At 60.9% G+C, this 16,592-nt stretch carries 17 protein-coding genes; 6 read left to right on the top strand and 11 right to left on the bottom strand.

What is annotated here, in order from left to right:
* Positions 1 to 34: 34 nt before the first annotated feature.
* The 5 genes from AC4CWF_RS08570 to AC4CWF_RS08550 all read right to left on the bottom strand — a co-directional run bounded on the left by AC4CWF_RS08570 (position 35) and on the right by AC4CWF_RS08550 (position 4,848).
* Positions 35 to 1,039: an NADP-dependent oxidoreductase gene (locus AC4CWF_RS08570; protein ID WP_491284905.1), complete on the bottom strand. Its 1,005-nt coding sequence runs from the start codon at positions 1,037 to 1,039 to the stop codon at positions 35 to 37.
* 29 nt (positions 1,040 to 1,068) lie between these two features.
* Positions 1,069 to 1,929, bottom strand: coding sequence for an alpha/beta fold hydrolase (locus AC4CWF_RS08565; RefSeq protein WP_491284903.1), 861 nt, complete (start codon positions 1,927 to 1,929; stop codon positions 1,069 to 1,071).
* A 49-nt stretch (positions 1,930 to 1,978) separates the two neighbouring features.
* On the bottom strand, positions 1,979 to 2,803 hold the full coding sequence (locus AC4CWF_RS08560) for an oxidoreductase (RefSeq protein ID WP_491284901.1): 825 nt from the start codon (positions 2,801 to 2,803) through the stop codon (positions 1,979 to 1,981).
* 107 nt (positions 2,804 to 2,910) lie between these two features.
* Positions 2,911 to 4,002: an alkene reductase gene (locus AC4CWF_RS08555; protein ID WP_491284899.1), complete on the bottom strand. Its 1,092-nt coding sequence runs from the start codon at positions 4,000 to 4,002 to the stop codon at positions 2,911 to 2,913.
* A gap of 57 nt (positions 4,003 to 4,059) precedes the next feature.
* Positions 4,060 to 4,848, bottom strand: coding sequence for an SDR family NAD(P)-dependent oxidoreductase (locus tag AC4CWF_RS08550; RefSeq protein ID WP_491284897.1), 789 nt, complete (start codon positions 4,846 to 4,848; stop codon positions 4,060 to 4,062).
* A gap of 109 nt (positions 4,849 to 4,957) precedes the next feature.
* On the opposite strand from AC4CWF_RS08550, the gene AC4CWF_RS08545 reads away from it, so the two are divergent.
* On the top strand, positions 4,958 to 5,506 hold the full coding sequence (locus tag AC4CWF_RS08545; RefSeq protein WP_491284895.1) for a TetR/AcrR family transcriptional regulator: 549 nt from the start codon (positions 4,958 to 4,960) through the stop codon (positions 5,504 to 5,506).
* A 178-nt stretch (positions 5,507 to 5,684) separates the two neighbouring features.
* Here AC4CWF_RS08545 and AC4CWF_RS08540 read toward each other — a convergent pair whose 3' ends face one another.
* The 5 genes from AC4CWF_RS08540 to AC4CWF_RS08520 are packed head-to-tail and all read right to left on the bottom strand — an operon-like array spanning position 5,685 to position 10,302.
* Complete coding sequence (locus AC4CWF_RS08540; protein WP_491284893.1) at positions 5,685 to 6,686, bottom strand: branched-chain amino acid ABC transporter permease; 1,002 nt, start codon at positions 6,684 to 6,686, stop codon at positions 5,685 to 5,687.
* An 11-nt stretch (positions 6,687 to 6,697) separates the two neighbouring features.
* Positions 6,698 to 7,555 carry a branched-chain amino acid ABC transporter permease gene (locus AC4CWF_RS08535; protein WP_491284891.1) on the bottom strand — a complete coding sequence of 286 codons (858 nt, stop codon included), beginning with the start codon at positions 7,553 to 7,555 and terminating at the stop codon, positions 6,698 to 6,700.
* Positions 7,542 to 8,276, bottom strand: a complete 735-nt coding sequence (locus tag AC4CWF_RS08530) for an ABC transporter ATP-binding protein (RefSeq protein ID WP_491284889.1) — start codon at positions 8,274 to 8,276, stop codon at positions 7,542 to 7,544. Before AC4CWF_RS08530 ends, AC4CWF_RS08535 begins: the two co-directional genes overlap by 14 nt.
* Positions 8,273 to 9,028: an ABC transporter ATP-binding protein gene (locus AC4CWF_RS08525; RefSeq protein WP_491285306.1), complete on the bottom strand. Its 756-nt coding sequence runs from the start codon at positions 9,026 to 9,028 to the stop codon at positions 8,273 to 8,275. The genes AC4CWF_RS08530 and AC4CWF_RS08525 overlap by 4 nt, the downstream gene beginning before the upstream one ends.
* Positions 9,025 to 10,302 (bottom strand): ABC transporter substrate-binding protein, encoded by a 1,278-nt coding sequence (locus AC4CWF_RS08520; protein ID WP_491284887.1) that lies wholly within the window; start codon positions 10,300 to 10,302, stop codon positions 9,025 to 9,027. Before AC4CWF_RS08520 ends, AC4CWF_RS08525 begins: the two co-directional genes overlap by 4 nt.
* A 257-nt stretch (positions 10,303 to 10,559) precedes the next feature.
* Here AC4CWF_RS08520 and AC4CWF_RS08515 point away from each other — a divergent pair, with 257 nt between their 5' ends.
* From AC4CWF_RS08515 to AC4CWF_RS08495, 5 genes are all read left to right on the top strand, one after another.
* Positions 10,560 to 11,093 carry a 2,4'-dihydroxyacetophenone dioxygenase family protein gene (locus AC4CWF_RS08515; RefSeq protein ID WP_110801647.1) on the top strand — a complete coding sequence of 178 codons (534 nt, stop codon included), beginning with the start codon at positions 10,560 to 10,562 and terminating at the stop codon, positions 11,091 to 11,093.
* Positions 11,093 to 12,166 (top strand): 2,3-butanediol dehydrogenase, encoded by a 1,074-nt coding sequence (locus tag AC4CWF_RS08510; protein ID WP_491284884.1) that lies wholly within the window; start codon positions 11,093 to 11,095, stop codon positions 12,164 to 12,166. The genes AC4CWF_RS08515 and AC4CWF_RS08510 overlap by 1 nt, the downstream gene beginning before the upstream one ends.
* Positions 12,163 to 12,882: an SDR family NAD(P)-dependent oxidoreductase gene (locus AC4CWF_RS08505; RefSeq protein WP_491284882.1), complete on the top strand. Its 720-nt coding sequence runs from the start codon at positions 12,163 to 12,165 to the stop codon at positions 12,880 to 12,882. The genes AC4CWF_RS08510 and AC4CWF_RS08505 overlap by 4 nt, the downstream gene beginning before the upstream one ends.
* A gap of 77 nt (positions 12,883 to 12,959) precedes the next feature.
* The gene (locus tag AC4CWF_RS08500; RefSeq protein ID WP_491284880.1) at positions 12,960 to 13,967 is read left to right on the top strand and encodes a helix-turn-helix domain-containing protein; all 1,008 of its coding nucleotides are present in this window, start codon (positions 12,960 to 12,962) and stop codon (positions 13,965 to 13,967) included.
* Positions 13,968 to 14,335: 368 nt separating this feature from the next.
* The gene (locus AC4CWF_RS08495) at positions 14,336 to 15,538 is read left to right on the top strand and encodes a RhtX/FptX family siderophore transporter (RefSeq protein WP_491285304.1); all 1,203 of its coding nucleotides are present in this window, start codon (positions 14,336 to 14,338) and stop codon (positions 15,536 to 15,538) included.
* Here AC4CWF_RS08495 and AC4CWF_RS08490 read toward each other — a convergent pair.
* The gene (locus AC4CWF_RS08490; RefSeq protein WP_491284878.1) at positions 15,510 to 16,457 is read right to left on the bottom strand and encodes a helix-turn-helix transcriptional regulator; all 948 of its coding nucleotides are present in this window, start codon (positions 16,455 to 16,457) and stop codon (positions 15,510 to 15,512) included. The two genes, AC4CWF_RS08495 and AC4CWF_RS08490, sit on opposite strands and share 29 nt — an antisense overlap.
* Positions 16,458 to 16,592 lie beyond the last annotated feature (135 nt).

Genomic DNA, 16,592 nt, shown 5'->3' with positions numbered 1-16,592 from the left:
CGCCTGGTCATAATTTGCAATCTCGACTGCAACCTCAATCTGCGACCTTGACGACGACCTTGCCCTTGGCGCGTCCGGTCTCGACATAGGCCAAAGCCTCAGCCGTTTGCGCAAAGCCAAACACCTTGTCCACGACCGGGCGGATAACGCCTGCCTCTATCAGTTTGGCGATCTGGGCCAGTTGCTGCCCTTCAGCCCGCATGAACAGGAAGGAATAGTCGACGCCGCGGCTTTTTGCCTTCTTCAGCACGCCCCGGCTCAGCATTCGCATCACAAAACGCAGGAATGGGTTGAGCTTCAGCGACTTGGCAAAGGGAACGTCCGGCGGTCCGGAGATCGAGATCAATCGCCCACCCGGTTTCAGCACGTTCAGCGACTTTGCCAGCGTCTTGGCATCCTGGCTGTTGAGCACCAGGTCGTAGCCCGATAGCACCTGCTCGAAGTCCTGTGTCTTGTAGTCGATCACCACATCGGCGCCGAGGCTCTTGACCAGTTCGACATTCGCCGCACTGGTCGTGGTGGCCACCACAGCACCGAGATGCTTGGCAAGCTGGATGGCGAAGGTTCCGACACCGCCGGAGCCGGCCTGAATAAACACTTTCTGGCCGGGCTTGACCTTGCCTACCTCGACGAGAGCCTGCCAGGCGGTCAGTCCGACCAGCGGGATCGAGGCTGCCTGCTCCATGGAAAGGTTGGCAGGTTTCAGCGCCAAGTCGGCGGCGTCAACCGCAAGGAACTCAGCAAATGTGCCAGCGCGCTGATCACGAGGACGCGCGTAAACCTCGTCACCCGCTTTGAATTGCCGCACATTGGCGCCGACGCGAACGACCGTTCCGGCCAGATCATGGCCCAGAATGAAGGGCGGGCGATAGGGCAGAAACAGCTTGAACTCGCCGTCCCGTATCTTGGAATCCAGCAGGTTGATCGCTGTGGCCTGGATCCGAACCAGAACATCGTTCGCACCCATGCGGGGATCGGGCATGTCGGCCAGACGCAAAGGGCCCTTCTTTTTGTATTTGTCGACAACGAAGGCTTTCACAGGCTTTCTCCGGTTTGAAATTTATCGGGTCACGCGGCCAAGAACGCCAAGGCCTTCGGCACAAACTCAGCATGATATTGGAAGATGCCGCCATGGCCGGCATCGTCATAGATCAACAGTTCAGCATTCGGGATGCGTCGGGCCATATCGCGGCTGTTGAGCGTCGGCACCATAATGTCATTGTCGCCATTGGCCACAAGAACGGGAATACGAATGCGGCCCAGATCCTGTGGTGCCTGACGGCCCCAAGCCTTGATAGCGGCAAGCTGGCGCAGAAAGGCACGGGGTGTCGGCCCCTTGTCGCGATCCAGTCTACGCTCTTTCAAACGCGCCAGAAAATCCCTGGCTGCCCGGCGACCATTGGCGGTCGAGGTGAAGAACAGATAAGTTTTCGGGTCGCGCAGCGTCAGCATGCCCTTGAGGATCAACGGCCAGGACACAGACCCCACCCTTGCAATACCGGCTCCTCCTGCTGGACCGGTGCCGGTCAAAATCAGCTTGCGCACCAGACCGGGGGCTTTCAGCGCAACATCCTGCGCCACAAAGCCGCCCAGCGAAAAGCCCATCAGGTCCACCGTGCCAAAACCCAGCTTGCCGATCATCTCGATCGCATCGCGGGCCATCTCGTCTATCGTCACCGGAGAAGACCCGCCGGAATGGCCGATCCCCCGGTAGTCAACCGCAATCACGTGATGGGAGACCGCAAGTCCATCGACAATCCTTGGGTCGAAATTGTCCAGTACCGCGCCCCAGTGGTTCAGCAGCACCAATGGCACTGCGCCGCGTGGACCAAGTTCACGATAGGCAAAGCGGGTTTCCCCGACGGTGATGAAGCGGTTCGGGGCATCGATGTAGCGGGCCGCCGGCGGCGATGTGGATACGTCTGTCATGTTGGTCCTGCATTGCCCGCGATCGGGCCTTAAAATGGGACTTGAGATCTCAGGCGATATTGAACTGCTTGCGCAAGATACGGTCGAATAGGGCGCGCGGCAGGAAACGCCTTGCAAACGAGGTTTGGCGGGCAGCGTTGCCTGAAGGGTAGCGCAGCCGCGGCACCCTGGCCTGCGCAGCCTTCACGATGGTTGCCGCGACATCATCCGCCGTGTCGCCAGCCGCCATGGCAGCCTCAAACGCGGCCTGGTATCGGGCAAATGTCTGGCGATAGGCTGCAACCGGACGATCACCCTGCGGCGAGTTGGCCTCGATGGACGTTTTTGTGGCCCAAGGCTCGATCACGGCAACCCGGATCCCGAACGGCCGCACCTCATGGTCCAGCGATTCCGAATAACCCTCGATCGCGTGCTTGCTCGCCGTGTAATAGGCACCGAAAGGCCCCGGTATCAGCCCCACGACCGAGCCGATGTTGAGGATCCGGCCAAAGGCCTGCTGACGCATGATCGGCAGAACCGCATTCGTCACGCGCACCACACCGAGAAAATTGGTGTCAAACAGCGCACGGACCTGCTCTATCGAGCTTTCCTCTGCGGCCCCTGACACGGCGTAACCGGCATTGTTGATCAGGAGGTCGATGCGCCCCAGTTCAGCATGGGCCGCCGCCACAGCAGCAGACACAGACGCGTCAGAGGTCACATCGCAAGCGATCATGCGTATGCCATCGCGGATCTCGCCGGATGCCACCTTGCGGCTGGTCCCAATGACACGATAGCCCGCACGCGCAAGCGCAAAGGCGGTCGCCTTGCCGATGCCACTGGAAGCTCCGGTTACAAAAGCCGTCTTCTGTCCTTGCGATGCAAAGGGCGCCATAGCTTTCTTCTCGATCTGGCGCGCAGCATCTGGCCGCCGTGCCGTTGGAGTTGTCGAAGAGTGATGATCCGCAGATGCGGGGCCGCACCGAAATGCGGCCCCAAGCTTCACTTGCCGGATGCGTCCGCAAGGGTGGGATAATCAACGTAGCCTGCAGCGCCACCACCATAGATCGTGGCAGGATCGATCTGGTTGAGAGGCGCCCCGCCCTGCAGACGTGCGACCAGATCGGGATTGGCGATGAACGGTTTGCCGAATGCAAACAGGTCCGCCTTGCCTTCAGCAAGCTGGGAGGTCGCGAGTTCGAGATCATAACCGTTGTTAGCGATGTAGGTTTTGCTGAACCGCCGGCGCAACGAGCCGTAGTCGAAAGGTGCAACATCGCGCGGGCCGCCCGTGGCACCTTCAACGACGTGAATGTAGGCAATGCCGAGCGCTTCCAGCTGGTCGACGATATAGTCATACTGGGCCTGTGGATCGCTGCTGGAAATCCCGTTGGCGGGCGAGACAGGCGAAATCCGGATGCCGGTACGGGCAGCGCCGATTTCCTGTGCAACCGCCGCAGTGACTTCCAGCATCAGGCGGGCGCGATTTTCCACAGAGCCGCCATAGGCGTCTGTGCGAACATTGGCGCCATCCTTGGCAAACTGTTCGAGCAGGTAGCCATTGGCGCCGTGGACTTCGACACCGTCGAAACCAGCCTTGATGGCGTTGGCTGCTGCCTGCCGGAAATCGTCGATAATGCCTGCAAGCTCATCAAGCTCAAGCGCACGCGGCTCGGACACGTCAGCAAAACCGTTGTTCACGAACGTCTTGGTTGCGGCACGGATCGCTGAAGGGGCGACCGGTGCGTCACCGCCAAGAAGATCGACATGGCTGACGCGACCAACATGCCAGAGCTGAACGAAGATCCGTCCGCCCTTGGCATGCACCGCGTCTGTCACCGTCTGCCAGCCCGCGATCTGCTCGCTTGTGTAGAGCCCGGGCGTATCCTGGTAGCCCTGGGCCTGCCGGGAGACCTGCGTCGCTTCGGTAATGATGAGACCGGCGCTTGCGCGCTGGGCATAATATTGCGCGGCGAACTCGCTCGGCACGAGGCCTGCACCAGCGCGATTGCGCGTGAGGGGCGCCATGACGACGCGGTTGGAAAGAGTCATGGAGCCGAGAGTGTAGGGCTCAAAAAGCGTGTTGTTGGTCATGCTATACCTATATCGTTACCGCAACAGCGGTGTGTGTCGGGCTCAAGATCCGATTGCTCAGGCAGGGTTGCGGTAGCGCTCGCCCGGAAGCGCATTGCCAAAATTGGCCATCATGGTCTTGCGCGCGAGATCGAACGCGTCCCACTGGCCGGCATCGGGAAGCGGCGGAATGGTAACCACCTCGCGACGGTCGAAACCAACCAGCGCCGCATCCACGAGATCGCCCACTTCCATGACGTTTTTCATCGCGTTGACGTCGGCACCGACATGGTCCCAGATCTCGGTTCGGGTCGTGGCAGGCAGCACCGCCTGGACATAGACGCCCTTCGGCCCAAGTTCGAGGCTGAGCCCCTGGGACAGGAACAGCACGAAGGCCTTGGTCGCGCCGTACACCGTCATGCCATATTCAGGCGCCAGACCGACCACGGAACCGATGTTCACGATTGCCCCCTCGCCTGCCGCGGCGAGCCTCGGAGCAATGGCGCTGGCAAGCCTCACGAGGGCCGTGGTGTTGAGAGCGACAAGCCGGGCCATGTCGTCGGTGCTCTGCTGGACGAATGATCCACCCATTGCCGTTCCGGCATTATTGATGAGGATGCCGATATGCGCATCGTTGCGCAGCCGTTCCTCCACCTTGGCAAGATCAGCAGCCTGCGTCAGGTCGGCTTGAAGGATGTCGACCGCCACGCCTGTTTCCTGACGCAGACGGCTCGCAACTGCCTCCATGCGCGCCACGTCGCGGGCAACCAGCACCAGGTCGTGCCCGCGCCGCGCGAACCGCTCGGCATAGGTGGCGCCAATGCCGGTGGAGGCGCCCGTCACAAGAACTGCAGGAATTTGGCTCATCGGATTGCTCTTTTCTGTAATTGGTCTTATATTCATGACATAGATCATGATTGGCTCTTTATATGATGCTCATCATGTAAATGTCAACGATTGCCGCGGAGAAATTTCAATGAAGGTCAGCCGAGAACAGATGGCGGAGAACCGACGCAGAATCCTGGACGTCGCCAGTCGCTTGTTTAAGGACAAGGGGTTCGATGCCGTCAGCGTCGCGGAAGTGATGAAGGCCGCGGGCCTGACACATGGCGGCTTTTATGGTCATTTCAGTTCGAAGGACGACCTGATCGCGCAGACACTGGCGAATGCCCTTGCCGCCGATAGCGTCGGCGACGGCGATTTCAGCGCTTTCGTGCGCTCCTATCTGGCGCCACGCCATCGTGACAATCCGGCCGGCGGCTGCCCGACCGCAGGTCTCGCCGCTGCAATTCGTCACCAGACGCCTGCAGCGAAAGCCGCCATGACAGAAGGTCTCGTCGCGCAGATAGCCCGCATCGAGAAGGCGCTCCCGGAGCAGAATCCGGCCGACAAGCGCCGGCGAGCGATCGGAAGTTGGGCAGCAATGGTGGGAGCTGTCATCCTGTCGCGGGCTATAGACGACCCCGCGCTTTCCGATGAAATCCTGGACCAGACCCATGCATGGATCGATGCCAGTGTCGGCTAGAGCCTGAGGATTGGATCTCCAGTCGAGGATCGACGGCATGACATTGCCTGACGTGTCATACCGAAGGAGAGCCCATCGGAAACCGCCGTTTCGCGCATTTCATGGCCTGTGTACATCGACAAGCTCGCCCCACCGATCCTGTAGGTGGCATGCCGCAAGGTGGTAAAACAACACCGCGTCAATCCGTCCTTTTAAGGATATAGCCAGTGGGAAGCCAAGACCACTGTCCTAGACGCGCAATCAGGCCCCAGAGACCGGTTGGTGCGTATATTGCCGCGGCGAGGGTCAGGAGACCAAGAACGACCAGATATGCGGAACCGTATTGGCCGAAAAGCCGTGTTGCGAAGAAGTATAGAAGCGCGCCGATGATCGGGCCTTCCAGCCGCCCGATCCCACCGACCATGACTGTGAAAATACAGATGGACGACCAGTAAGGATCGAATGCGCTTGTGGGAGAAATGCGCAACTGCGCCATGAAATAGATGGCGCCCGCCAGTCCGGTGCCGATAGCCGCCAAGACATAGACCGAAAAGCGCATGCGGCCGACATCAACACCTTGCGACGACGCAGCGACCGCATCGTCGCGCATGGCTGTGAGGGCAAGGCCAAGCCGCGACCGCATCAGCAGATATGTCCCGCCGATTGTCAGCAACAGCAGCAGCGCAACCAGAAGCGTCAGGCCGATCTCGCGTTGATGGGCACTGTATTTCGCCATCGCCTTGAGCGTCATGCCGGAGCCTGCATTCACCGCTCCGATATTGGAAGTTATCAACCTGAGGACTTCGGCAAGAACCCAGGTGCCGATGGCAAAGTAAGGACCATCGAGGCGTCGCAGCAGCATATAGGCCAGAGCCGCGACGAGTGCAGGCAGGATGACGGAAAGCGGCACCGCGAGGAAGGGATCAACCCCGAGAAAGGTGACAAGAACGAAGAGTGCATAACCGCCAACACCGATGAACGCCTGCTGTCCAACGGACACCATGCCTCCATAACCGGCAAGCAGGTTCCACATCTGTGCAATGGCGATAAAACACGAAAGTTCGATGGCCCAGCGAATATGACCGCCAGATGCCCAGAACGGCATGGTCGGAATGGCCAACACGAGAAGCAACCCGCAGGCAATGGCAATGCGGCTGGAGCGTGTCTGACGGCGCACCGTCGCAAGATGAGGATCTGTCATGTCGCAGCACCTTATTTGCGAGACATGATGCCCTGCGGGCGCCATGCGAGAACGACGAGGAAGACAAGATGTCCGGCAAGAACGCCCCAGCCGGGGTCAATCCGGGAGCCTACAACTTGAGCGATCCCGAGAACCATCGCGCCAAGGAAGGCGCCCCATACCGAGCCCATGCCACCGATGATGACGGCCTCGAAGGCATAGATGAGCTGCCCGCCGCCATCGGCCGGCGCGATAGTCGTCCGGGTGGCCTGGAAGACGGCGGCGATACCGAGAATGCCTACCGCCACCGCCGTGGCCTTGGCGTAGACCGATTTCGTATCGATACCAGAGAGGGTCGCAGCATCCCGATCGGCGGCAGCTGCCCGCAATGCCCGTCCGAACTTCGTGCTCTTTAGCACAATGGACAGGCCAGCCGTCAGGATGACGCCTGCCACGAACACGAGAACGGGCAGAAGGCCGATATAGATTTCGCCGATCTGGAACGATTTGCTGGCCAGCACGCCGGCATCAAGCGATCGCGTATCGGCGGACCAGATGGCGAGCATGGCATTTTGCAGGGCAATCGAAATGCCGAAGGTCGAGATCAGCGAGGGCAGCGGGTCTTCACCCACAACCCGACTGAGGATGAAACGCTGGAGCGCCCACCCGACAAGTGCACCGATCGGCACCAGCAGCAGCACCAGGAACCCCGGGCCAAGCCCCCAGACTGCCGCCAGAGAAATGCCGATGAGCGCCAGCAGGACGACGAGATCGCCATGCGCGATATTGACGATCCGCATGACCCCGAACATCAGCGACATGCCGATGGCATACTGGGCGTAGAGCCCGCCGAGCAGCGCGCCCTGGATGATGGCATCAATCCACCGCATGTTTCACCCCAAAATAGGCTTCTGTGATCTGCTCGCGGGAAATCTCCGATGAGGCACCTGTGAGCGTGATTCGGCCTTCCAACATGCAATAGATGCGGTCGGCGCACCGCTGCGCGAGGGACACGTCCTGCTCTACGATGACGATGGCGGTGCCCGTCGCGCGTATCTCGGGGATCATGGCGTAGATCTCGCCGATGACCTTCGGTGCAAGGCCGAGGCTGATCTCGTCGCACAGGAGCAGCTTCGGCTGCGCCATGAGTGCGCGGCCGATGGCCACCATCTGTTGCTGTCCACCCGATAGCTTCTCCACCGCCTGGCGCCGGCGCTCGGCGAGGATCGGGAAGAGATCGTACAGACGCTCATGGGTCCAGACGGTTTCGCCCGGTTCGATCGTGCGTGCGTGATCGAGAGCGACGCGCAGATTGTCCTCGACCGTCAACCCCTTGAAGAGCCGACGACCTTCCGGAACGAGCGCCAGTCCCTGTCCCGAAAGAGCGTGGGCTGGCATGGCTGCAATGTCGCGACCATTGAAGGCCAACGTCCCGCTCTTGACCGGAAGCAGGCCGACGATCGTCTTGAACAGGGTCGATTTACCAGCGCCATTGGCGCCGACCAGCGCCACGGCCTCGCCCTTGGCCACATCGAAATCGATCGAGAACAGCGCCTGGAAATCGCGGTAGCCGCCGCAGAGCGCGCGGGCCTTCAACAGCACCTCGTTCATGCCTCGATCCCCATATAGACCCGACGGACCTCTGCATCCTGCATGACGGCATCCGGCCTGCCCTCGGCAATCTTTTCGCCGAAGCTCAGCACCATCATCCGGTCTGCAACAGCCATGATGGCGTGCAGCACGTGCTCGATCCAGATGATCGTCACGCCGCGATCCCGCAACCGGGCAATCAGCGTCACGAGATCCTTCGCTTCGCCATCGGTCAGGCCACCCGCGATCTCGTCCAGCAGCAGCAGCTTCGGCTTGCCGGCCATGGCACGGGCCAGTTCCAGCCGCTTGCGGTCGAGAAGTGTAAGGCTGCCGGCCGGGCGGTTTGCCTTGTCGCCAAGCCCGCATTCATCAAGCGTTGTCGCACAATGATCGTAGGCGGCCTGCCCTAGAAGCTGCCCTGCAAACATTGCGGAAACGAGCAGGTTTTCGAAGGTCGACATCTGTGCGTAGGGGCGCGGGATCTGGTAGGTCCGGCCTATCCCCAGCGCCGCCCGCTTGAAAGCGGGAATTCCGCTCATGTCTTGGCCGTCCAGAACCAAAGCCCCCTCATCAGCGGTGATATCGCCGCTGATGAGATTGAACACCGTCGTTTTGCCGGCGCCGTTCGGACCGAGCACGCCGAACACTTCGCCCTGCCCCACGTCGAACGAAAGGTCGCGCGTTACGCGCAGGGCACCGAAGGACTTGCAAAGGCTTCTGGCGTGAAAAAACGCCGCTTTCCCGGCGTGGCCCTCCGCACCAGCAGACGTCAGCCCTGCCAAGACATCATCTCCAGCTTGGCTTCAGGTTCCATGATCGGGTAGGTCTTCGCCTCGACGATCTTCAGATCATAGGGCCATTTCTCGCCCTTGCGCCACTGCCCGCCAAGGATCGGCGTCTTGGAGACATTGGGGTGCGGGCCGTTTGCCCAGTTTACCTTGCCGACCATCGTGGTGAGGTCTGTCGCCTTTAATGCATCACGGACCGAGGTCCGATCGAGGGGATCTTCTGCGCGCTTCAGCGTATCGAGCACGACCTCCCAGATGGCATGCGAATAACCCAGCGGCTGGGTCCACTGCTTGCGGGTCCTTTCTTCCCAGGTGGCCGCAAGGACAGCCGAACTTTCGCCAGTCAGGGTCGACACATAGGGGAAAGCCGGTGTCCACCAGACTTCCGTCGACATGCCATTGCCAAGGTTGCCGAGTGCCTCGACGGCCGAGGGGAACAGAAGGCCTGCGGCAATCGTGGTGATCTTTGGCTTGAAGCCTTGTTGCGCGCACTGGATGGCCGCGGTTCGCAGATCACCGGGGAAGACGAGCCCGCCGAGAATATCGCAGCCGACTTTTTTGAAGGCGGAGATCTGGGCGGAGAAGTCATTGGTGCGCGGCTCGAAAAGAGATGGCTTGACGACCTCGAACCCGGCAGCGCGCAGGGCCGGTGGCAGACCGAATTCCTCGCTGCCCCAGACTTCGCCGTCGGTGTTTCGCGGCAATAGCAGACCCACCTTCTTGTTCGTCTCGGCGCTCGACCACATGTTGACGAAGGAGGCAATGATATCTTCAAGACCCCAGAAGAAGTGGTAGGTCCATTCGAAGCTATCACCACCGCGCGGCATGATGACCGCCTGCCAGGGCGCGGTTGAGGAAACGGAGGGCACGCCGTTCAGCTCCGCCTGCTCCGAGACAGGCAATGTCACATCCGTTGTGGAGGCGGGAATGATGATCTGGACTTCTTCGTTGAGAATCAGTTCGCCGGCCACTTCCGCCGCCCGGTTGGCGTTTGACTGCGAGTCCCGCCCGATGATCTCGACGGCATAGGTCCTGCCGCGAATATCTAGCCCCGCACCGATATGCTTGCGGATGAATTCCAGTGCGTAGGCGTCCGTCTCGCCGAAGGAGCCCATGGCACCGGTCTGCGGACTGACAAAGCCGACGCGGATCGTCGGGTTGGAGGCTGCTCGCAGATAGGACGGAGCAGAAAGGGCGAGCGCCCCGGTGCCGAGCCCCTTCAGGGCCGTGCGACGCGTCAGTATCCTGGATATCGTCATGATGGTTCCTCCCTTCGGCGTTTCGCCCGACGAGACGATACGTTCCCGGCGACCGGGCTCCTCCCGCATCCCCCTCGTCAATGCATGCCGAATTTGGTGTTAGCGCCAGAAAGTCGCCTTGTCGCGGCGCAGGAATGCAATCTTCCCTGTGAGCAAAAAGCTCTGTCCTTCTCAGCAAAGCCCGATTGATCAGGATCATTATTGTATGACTGGCGGCGGTTTTGCCGCGTTCTTGAAGGCATCCAGGGAGGAACACCATGCCCGAAGCAGCGACAAGCGAGTTTTGGCGCGACATCAAGCCCATCACGAAGGTATTTCAGCCGGATGCGAAACCGGAAGTCTATCTTCCAAATGCTCCGACCGAGGACGACAAATATTACGTTCCGTTCACGGAAACGGTTTCGTCGAGACCGCTCTGGATCTCTCCGGAGAAAAACATGTGGTGCGACGTGCTCATGGCGAAGAAGGCTGGGCTGGTGAACCGCCATTATCACCCGCACGAAGTGTTTGCCTACACGATCTCCGGCAAATGGGGATACCTCGAACACGACTGGACCGCGACAGCCGGTGACTTCGTCTACGAGACGCCCGGTGAAGGGCACACCCTGATCGCTTACGAGAGCGACGAGCCGATGCGGGTACATTTCAAGGTCACCGGGCCGCTGGTCTGGCTGGATGAAGACGGCGAGCCGAACGGATATTTCGACGTCCATGACTACATCCGCATGGCCCGCGAGCATTACGAAAAGGTTGGGCTCGGCGCTGATTACATCAATGCACTGATACGCTGATGTCGAGGGAAAATGACACCGGCTTTCTGGCGGCTGTCTGGCACGGCGCTGGCGATGTTCGGGTCGAACATCGCCAGCGCCGACCGCTGCGCAGCGGCGAGGTCCGCCTCGCCGTGTCCTATTGCGGCATTTGCGGCAGCGACCTGCACGAATATACCCATGGGCCGCAGGCGATCCCGGTTAGAAAACTGCATCGTCTCTCCGGCGAAGCGGCACCGCTTGTGATTGGCCACGAATTTGCCGGCACAGTAACCGAAGCTGCAGCGGGTGTTACTATTGCCGTGGGCACACGGGTCGCGGTGGAGCCCGAATATCGTTGCGGCAGTTGTGAAGCCTGCCGGCGGGGTGAATACAATCTCTGCGTCGACATGGGATTTGCCGGCCTGATGGGTTCCGGAGGAATGTCCGAGGAGGCCATCGTCCCGGCCTACATGCTGCATCCCCTGACGGATCTCGTCACGGATCGTCAGGCGGCGGTGCTGGAGCCGGCGGCCGTTGCCCTTCATGCTTTACGGCGCGGCCGTGTACGTGCCGGCGACACAGTTGCGGTGGCCGGTGCCGGCCCAATCGGGCTCCTGATCACACAACTTGCCCGCATCGCCGGGGCAAGACGGGTCGTCGTCAGCGACGTTTCCGAAGCCCGTTTGGCGATGGCACTCGATCTCGGCGCAACCGAGATCGTCAATGCCAAAGATCAGCAACTTGCCACGGTTGCCGATGGCGTAGATGTCGCGTTCGAGGCGGTCGGCCTGCAATCCACATTCGATGCGGCACTTGCGTCGGTGCGCAAGGGTGGTCGCGTTGTCCTTGTCGGCCTCAGCCATGGGCCCATTTCTCTCAACGGCTTCGACATCGTCAATCGCGAGCTGGAGCTTATGGCTTCCGTCGGCTATCGCGACGTATACCCCGACCTCATCGGGATGATCACGAGCGGCCTCTTCGATCCGTCGCGGATCGTCACGCGGGAAATCCCGTTGACTGACGCCGTGACAGACGGTCTCGAGCGCCTGCGCGCGCCAACCGGCGACGTGAAAATCCTTATCAATCCCCACGCAAAAGGAGAGCGGCCATGAGCTTTGTGCCGGGTCTGTTCAAAGACAAGACCGTTGTCGTCATTGGCGGAACATCGGGTATCGGGGCAGCGGCGGCATCGGCCTTTGCGGAACTGGGTGCCGAGGTGCATGCGGCCGGTCTGAACGCCGGCAGCAAGGACGTGCCTGCCGGACCGCGTGTTTCTGTGACGGAACTGGATGTGCGTGACGCTGCAGCGATTGCCTGGCTCATCGAGCCGCTGCCACGCATTGACGTGCTCATCAATTGCGCCGGCGTCAGTCGCGACCGCAACGAGTGGCACCCCGAAACGTTTGCAGATGTGATGTCCATCAACTTCTTCCCCGTCATGGAAGCGTCTCGCCTGGCACGACCGAAGATGGCGAGCGGTTCGGCAATCATCAACATCGCCTCGATGTATGCGACCTTCGGGGCTGCCGATCGGCCGGCCTACTCCTCCTCAAAGGGTGCTATCGTCCAGCTGACCAAATCCTTGGCACAGGAATATGCACCCGACGTGCGCGTCAACGCAGTTGCGCCGGGCTGGATTGTCACGCCGCTGAGCAAAGGCCTCTTCGCCGACGAGGCAGCCTCTGGCCCGATCATGGCGCGTATTCCTTTTGCGCGCTGGGGCAAGGCTGAGGAAATTGCCGATGCGATCGTCTACCTCGCCAGCCCCGCCGCGAGCTATATCACCGGTACAGTTTTGCCGGTTGACGGCGGATACCTCACCGTTTGACCCCTTTTGGTTTTTGAGTATGATCATCATGAGAACTGATGCGGCTTGGGAGGGCCGTATATAAAGGGGAGGATGCAATGATCAATGGAACGCACGTAGCGCCGCGGACGACCGGCTCCCATCCGGCTATATCGTTTGACACAAGAAATGTCCCAATCACCGATCGTATCAGTTTTTGGGAAGAGCGTTGCGCGGAGCGCGTCGTCGGCCTCTGTTGTACCAGCATGTCCGAAAGCGGCTTGGAAGCACGCTTCGAGTATTGCGATTTCGGCTCGATCAAGATGATCGACATCACCGGCAATCAACACGTCATCGAACGCTCTCCTTCCCTGTTAAGGCGCTTCGAGAAGGACAGCGTTTTCCTGACATTCCTGCGCAGAGGCTCGGCATTCGTTAACCGGGCAGAATGCTGCAGCTTGCTCGGCGAGGGTGATGTGGTCATCTACGACACCAATAAACCCTATATGCATGGTTTCCCGGCCCAGATGCGTCATGTGATCTACGAAATTCCGGGCGAGGATTTTCGCAGGAGATTTCCGCGCTGGGAACTGAACGAAGCCGTCCGTTTCGACGCCTTGCTCAACCCCACGCGGATCGTTTCGCGGGCACTCCGGGAGGTCGTGGAAACCGATCTGAGCCTTGTTGAGACACCCGCCCAGCGGCAATTCCTCGAGGAGCGCCTGTGGACTGTTCTTGAGACCGCCCATGCCTTTTCGAATGGCAAGTTGCGCTCATCTTATCACACCGCCGTGCGCGCCCGCGTCAGTCACTATATCGAATCACATCTGCGGGACCCCGAACTCTGTCCCACGGGCATAGCGCATGAAATGGGAATGAGCCTGCGCCAGCTCAATCGCTTGTTCGAAGGCGACGCAAGCACACTTGCCTCGATCATCCTCACGCGGCGGCTGCAGAAATGTCGCGCAGACCTCGCCCGTCCGGGTCCTTTCCCCAAAAGTGTCTCCGACATCGCGTTCAACTGGGGATTCCGCAATCTGTCCCACTTCTCAAGACGGTTCAGGGAGGAGTTCGGTGTAACGCCCTCAAGATGCGCCGAGATGGCGCAGGCGTGCGACGCGCGGTGATTTAAACCGCATCAGATCGGTATGCAGGAGGACGGCCCTTGCCAATCTGTCGGAGTGCTGATGGCCGCTCCCGGCCTGACGCGCCTCGCGGATCGGATCGAAGAGGCAGTCGTAGTCCGCAATCACCCTGTCTGTTCATTGCAATCGGCCAGCGGATAGGGCAATCGTCCGGCTCCGGCCGTTCGCCCAAGTCCGCACCGTGTTCGTTTTTGTCCAAGCGTGAAATTCTTCTGGCGGCTAAAGAAGAGCGAAGCACTCCGCTTTTTTCTTGAAGGCCAAGACCGCCGGAAGCCGCCATGTCACTCTCCGTTTCTTCGCCATCGACCCCGTCCGCAGCGCGCCTGGCCGATGTTCACCCGCGCCGTGCCATGCTCCAGCTTTATGCCGTGCTGGCCGGCCTTTATCTCGCGCAGGGGATCCCGACCTATCTGCTGCTCGTGGCGCTTCCGCCGCTGATGCGTGAAGCCGGCGCCTCGCGCACGGCGATCGGGCTGTTTTCGCTGCTGATGCTGCCGCTGGTGTTAAAATTCGCGGTCGCGCCCTATGTCGATCGCCACAAGCTTATGCCGCGGTTCGGCCATCGCCGGGGCTGGATCGTGCCGACGCAGGCTCTGGTGTCGCTTTCCATCGCCGCCATGGCCTTTTTCGATCCGTCGCAGGCACTGCCGCTCTTCGGCCTCGGCTTTTTGATCGCACTTCTGTCGTCGCTGCAGGATATCGCAACCGACGGCTATGCCGTGCGCCACCTGAAGGGCGGCTCGCGGGCCATCGGCAATGCCGTGCAGGCGGGAGCCGTCGCGCTCGGGGTCATCATCGGCGGCACGCTGGTTCTGGTTCTCGTCAAGCAGATCGGCTGGACACCGACCATCCTCACCGTCGCCGTGCTCTCGCTCCTGCCGCTCCTCGCCACCCTGTTCATGGCGGAACAGCAGGAAGGCGTTGAAACAGCCGATCGGCTGCGCCCCAGTCTCGGCGCCTTCTTCCGGCGGCCCCAGGCCTTACTGATCCTCGGCTTTGCGCTCAGCTATCGGGCGAGTGAAGGCCTGGTGCGTGGCATGGAAGGCGCCTATCTCGTCGACATCAAGGTTCCCACGGACTGGATCGGTTATCTCTCCGGCACGGCGGCCGCTACGGCGGGAATGGCCGGCGCGCTGCTCGCGGCGCTCGTCATCCGCCGGCTCGGCCTGGGATCAACGCTGCTTCTGCTTGGCGGGCTGCGCAGCCTGTGTTTCCTTGCCTTTTCGCTCAATGCCTTCGGTCTTGCCCCCGGCATTGCCGTGGCGCTCGCAGCCTCCGGTTTCCAGACGCTGATCCGCTACATGGAACTGGTGGCGATCTATTCCTTTTTCATGAAATCCGCCTCCGACGACCAGCCCGGCACCGATTTCACGCTTCTCGCCTGCGCCGAACTGGTGGTCTATATCATCGGCACCTCGATTGCCGGCATCATCGCCGATCGCGTCGGTTACGCTTCACTCTTCTCGCTGGCAACGGTCATCTCCGTTCTCGGCATCGCGCTGTCGCTTTCGATGCTGCGCCGACTCAGGCAGCCGGCCGAACCTGCCGCTTGAGGTCCGACGGCCGGATCTGGTAGCGGCTGCGGAACGACCGGTTGAAATAGGACAAGTCGTTGAAGCCGCATTGATAGGCGACTTCGGCAATCGACATGCGCTCGCCAGAGGCCATCATTACCGCCTTTGCCCGCTCCAGCCGCCTTTCCAGCACGTGGCGGGAAAAAGTGGTGCCTTCGCGCGAAAACAGTTTCTGGATGGCCCGGGGTGTAATGCCCTCGGCCTCCGCCACGTCATTGATTGAAAAGCCACCGTCGCCCAGGCGCACGTCGATCAGCGCCCGGATGCGCGCCAGCCGGTTGTCCGGTGCCGCCTCCTTGGCCGCGCCACCCAGGGCCTGCGAGAGCAGTGGCAGAAAATCGTAGAAATGGCTCACCATCATGGCCACGTCTTCGGCCGTCTGCTGCTCGCGTTGCAGGAGATAACCGGCATAGCTGGTCAGCATGTGCAAAGGCAGGCAGGCGGCCGGCACGGTCTTCAGCATCAGCACGTCGAGGCAGGCCCGGTGCTGGTCAACGGCCTGTTCCGGCAGATACGCGCAATCGAGGCGCCCGCCTTCGGAGATGATGATGCGCAATCCGTTCTGCGCCGGAAGGAAAACCACATCTCCGCTGGCAGCCTCGATCCGGGATCGCCCATGCTCCACGATCATCGACTGGCCGACCGAGCGCAGGAGCACCACGCCCCGGTCGCCACTGCCCTCGCAGGTAAGGCGGACAAGCGTCCTCGGGAAATAGAGGGTCGCGAGCAACAGAGAAGGGTCGTGCCAGTAAAGCCCCGTCGATCCGCTGATGTCGCCACCCTCGAGGCTGACGCTCAGTCCCCCCATCATGTCGACCAGGATACTGCCGCAGAGCGCGCGGGCCTCCGTGTCGGAAAGCGCTGCAGAGCCGAATTTCAAGGGGCGGATCAAGCTCATGTGGACGATCAACTTTCCTTGGGGAACTTCGCGCTGGTCCAAGCCACGTTCGCCTCCATCCAAGCGTGGGCCACGGGCATGCTCTAAACATGACCGAAGCAGTAATGTTTTATCGCGACTCGCTCAAGTCTTGGG

The organism is Neorhizobium sp. PAMB6630, from assembly GCF_058242775.1.
Note: the sequence above shows the minus strand (reverse complement) of the source record. Positions and strands in the feature narration are given on the sequence as shown.

Excerpts from the sequence above, each read along its gene's own strand:
- AC4CWF_RS08565 (WP_491284903.1), bottom strand. The coding sequence starts at position 1,929 with ATGACAGACGTATCCACATCGCCGCCGGCGGCCCGCTACATCGATGCC.
- AC4CWF_RS08560 (WP_491284901.1), bottom strand. The coding sequence starts at position 2,803 with ATGGCGCCCTTTGCATCGCAAGGACAGAAGACGGCTTTTGTAACCGGA.
- AC4CWF_RS08555 (WP_491284899.1), bottom strand. The coding sequence starts at position 4,002 with ATGACCAACAACACGCTTTTTGAGCCCTACACTCTCGGCTCCATGACT.
- AC4CWF_RS08550 (WP_491284897.1), bottom strand. The coding sequence starts at position 4,848 with ATGAGCCAAATTCCTGCAGTTCTTGTGACGGGCGCCTCCACCGGCATT.
- AC4CWF_RS08545 (WP_491284895.1), top strand. The coding sequence starts at position 4,958 with ATGAAGGTCAGCCGAGAACAGATGGCGGAGAACCGACGCAGAATCCTG.
- AC4CWF_RS08540 (WP_491284893.1), bottom strand. The coding sequence starts at position 6,686 with ATGACAGATCCTCATCTTGCGACGGTGCGCCGTCAGACACGCTCCAGC.
- AC4CWF_RS08535 (WP_491284891.1), bottom strand. The coding sequence starts at position 7,555 with ATGCGGTGGATTGATGCCATCATCCAGGGCGCGCTGCTCGGCGGGCTC.
- AC4CWF_RS08530 (WP_491284889.1), bottom strand. The coding sequence starts at position 8,276 with ATGAACGAGGTGCTGTTGAAGGCCCGCGCGCTCTGCGGCGGCTACCGC.
- AC4CWF_RS08520 (WP_491284887.1), bottom strand. The coding sequence starts at position 10,302 with ATGACGATATCCAGGATACTGACGCGTCGCACGGCCCTGAAGGGGCTC.
- AC4CWF_RS08515 (WP_110801647.1), top strand. The coding sequence starts at position 10,560 with ATGCCCGAAGCAGCGACAAGCGAGTTTTGGCGCGACATCAAGCCCATC.
- AC4CWF_RS08510 (WP_491284884.1), top strand. The coding sequence starts at position 11,093 with ATGTCGAGGGAAAATGACACCGGCTTTCTGGCGGCTGTCTGGCACGGC.
- AC4CWF_RS08505 (WP_491284882.1), top strand. The coding sequence starts at position 12,163 with ATGAGCTTTGTGCCGGGTCTGTTCAAAGACAAGACCGTTGTCGTCATT.
- AC4CWF_RS08500 (WP_491284880.1), top strand. The coding sequence starts at position 12,960 with ATGATCAATGGAACGCACGTAGCGCCGCGGACGACCGGCTCCCATCCG.
- AC4CWF_RS08495 (WP_491285304.1), top strand. The coding sequence starts at position 14,336 with ATGCTCCAGCTTTATGCCGTGCTGGCCGGCCTTTATCTCGCGCAGGGG.
- AC4CWF_RS08490 (WP_491284878.1), bottom strand. The coding sequence starts at position 16,457 with ATGAGCTTGATCCGCCCCTTGAAATTCGGCTCTGCAGCGCTTTCCGAC.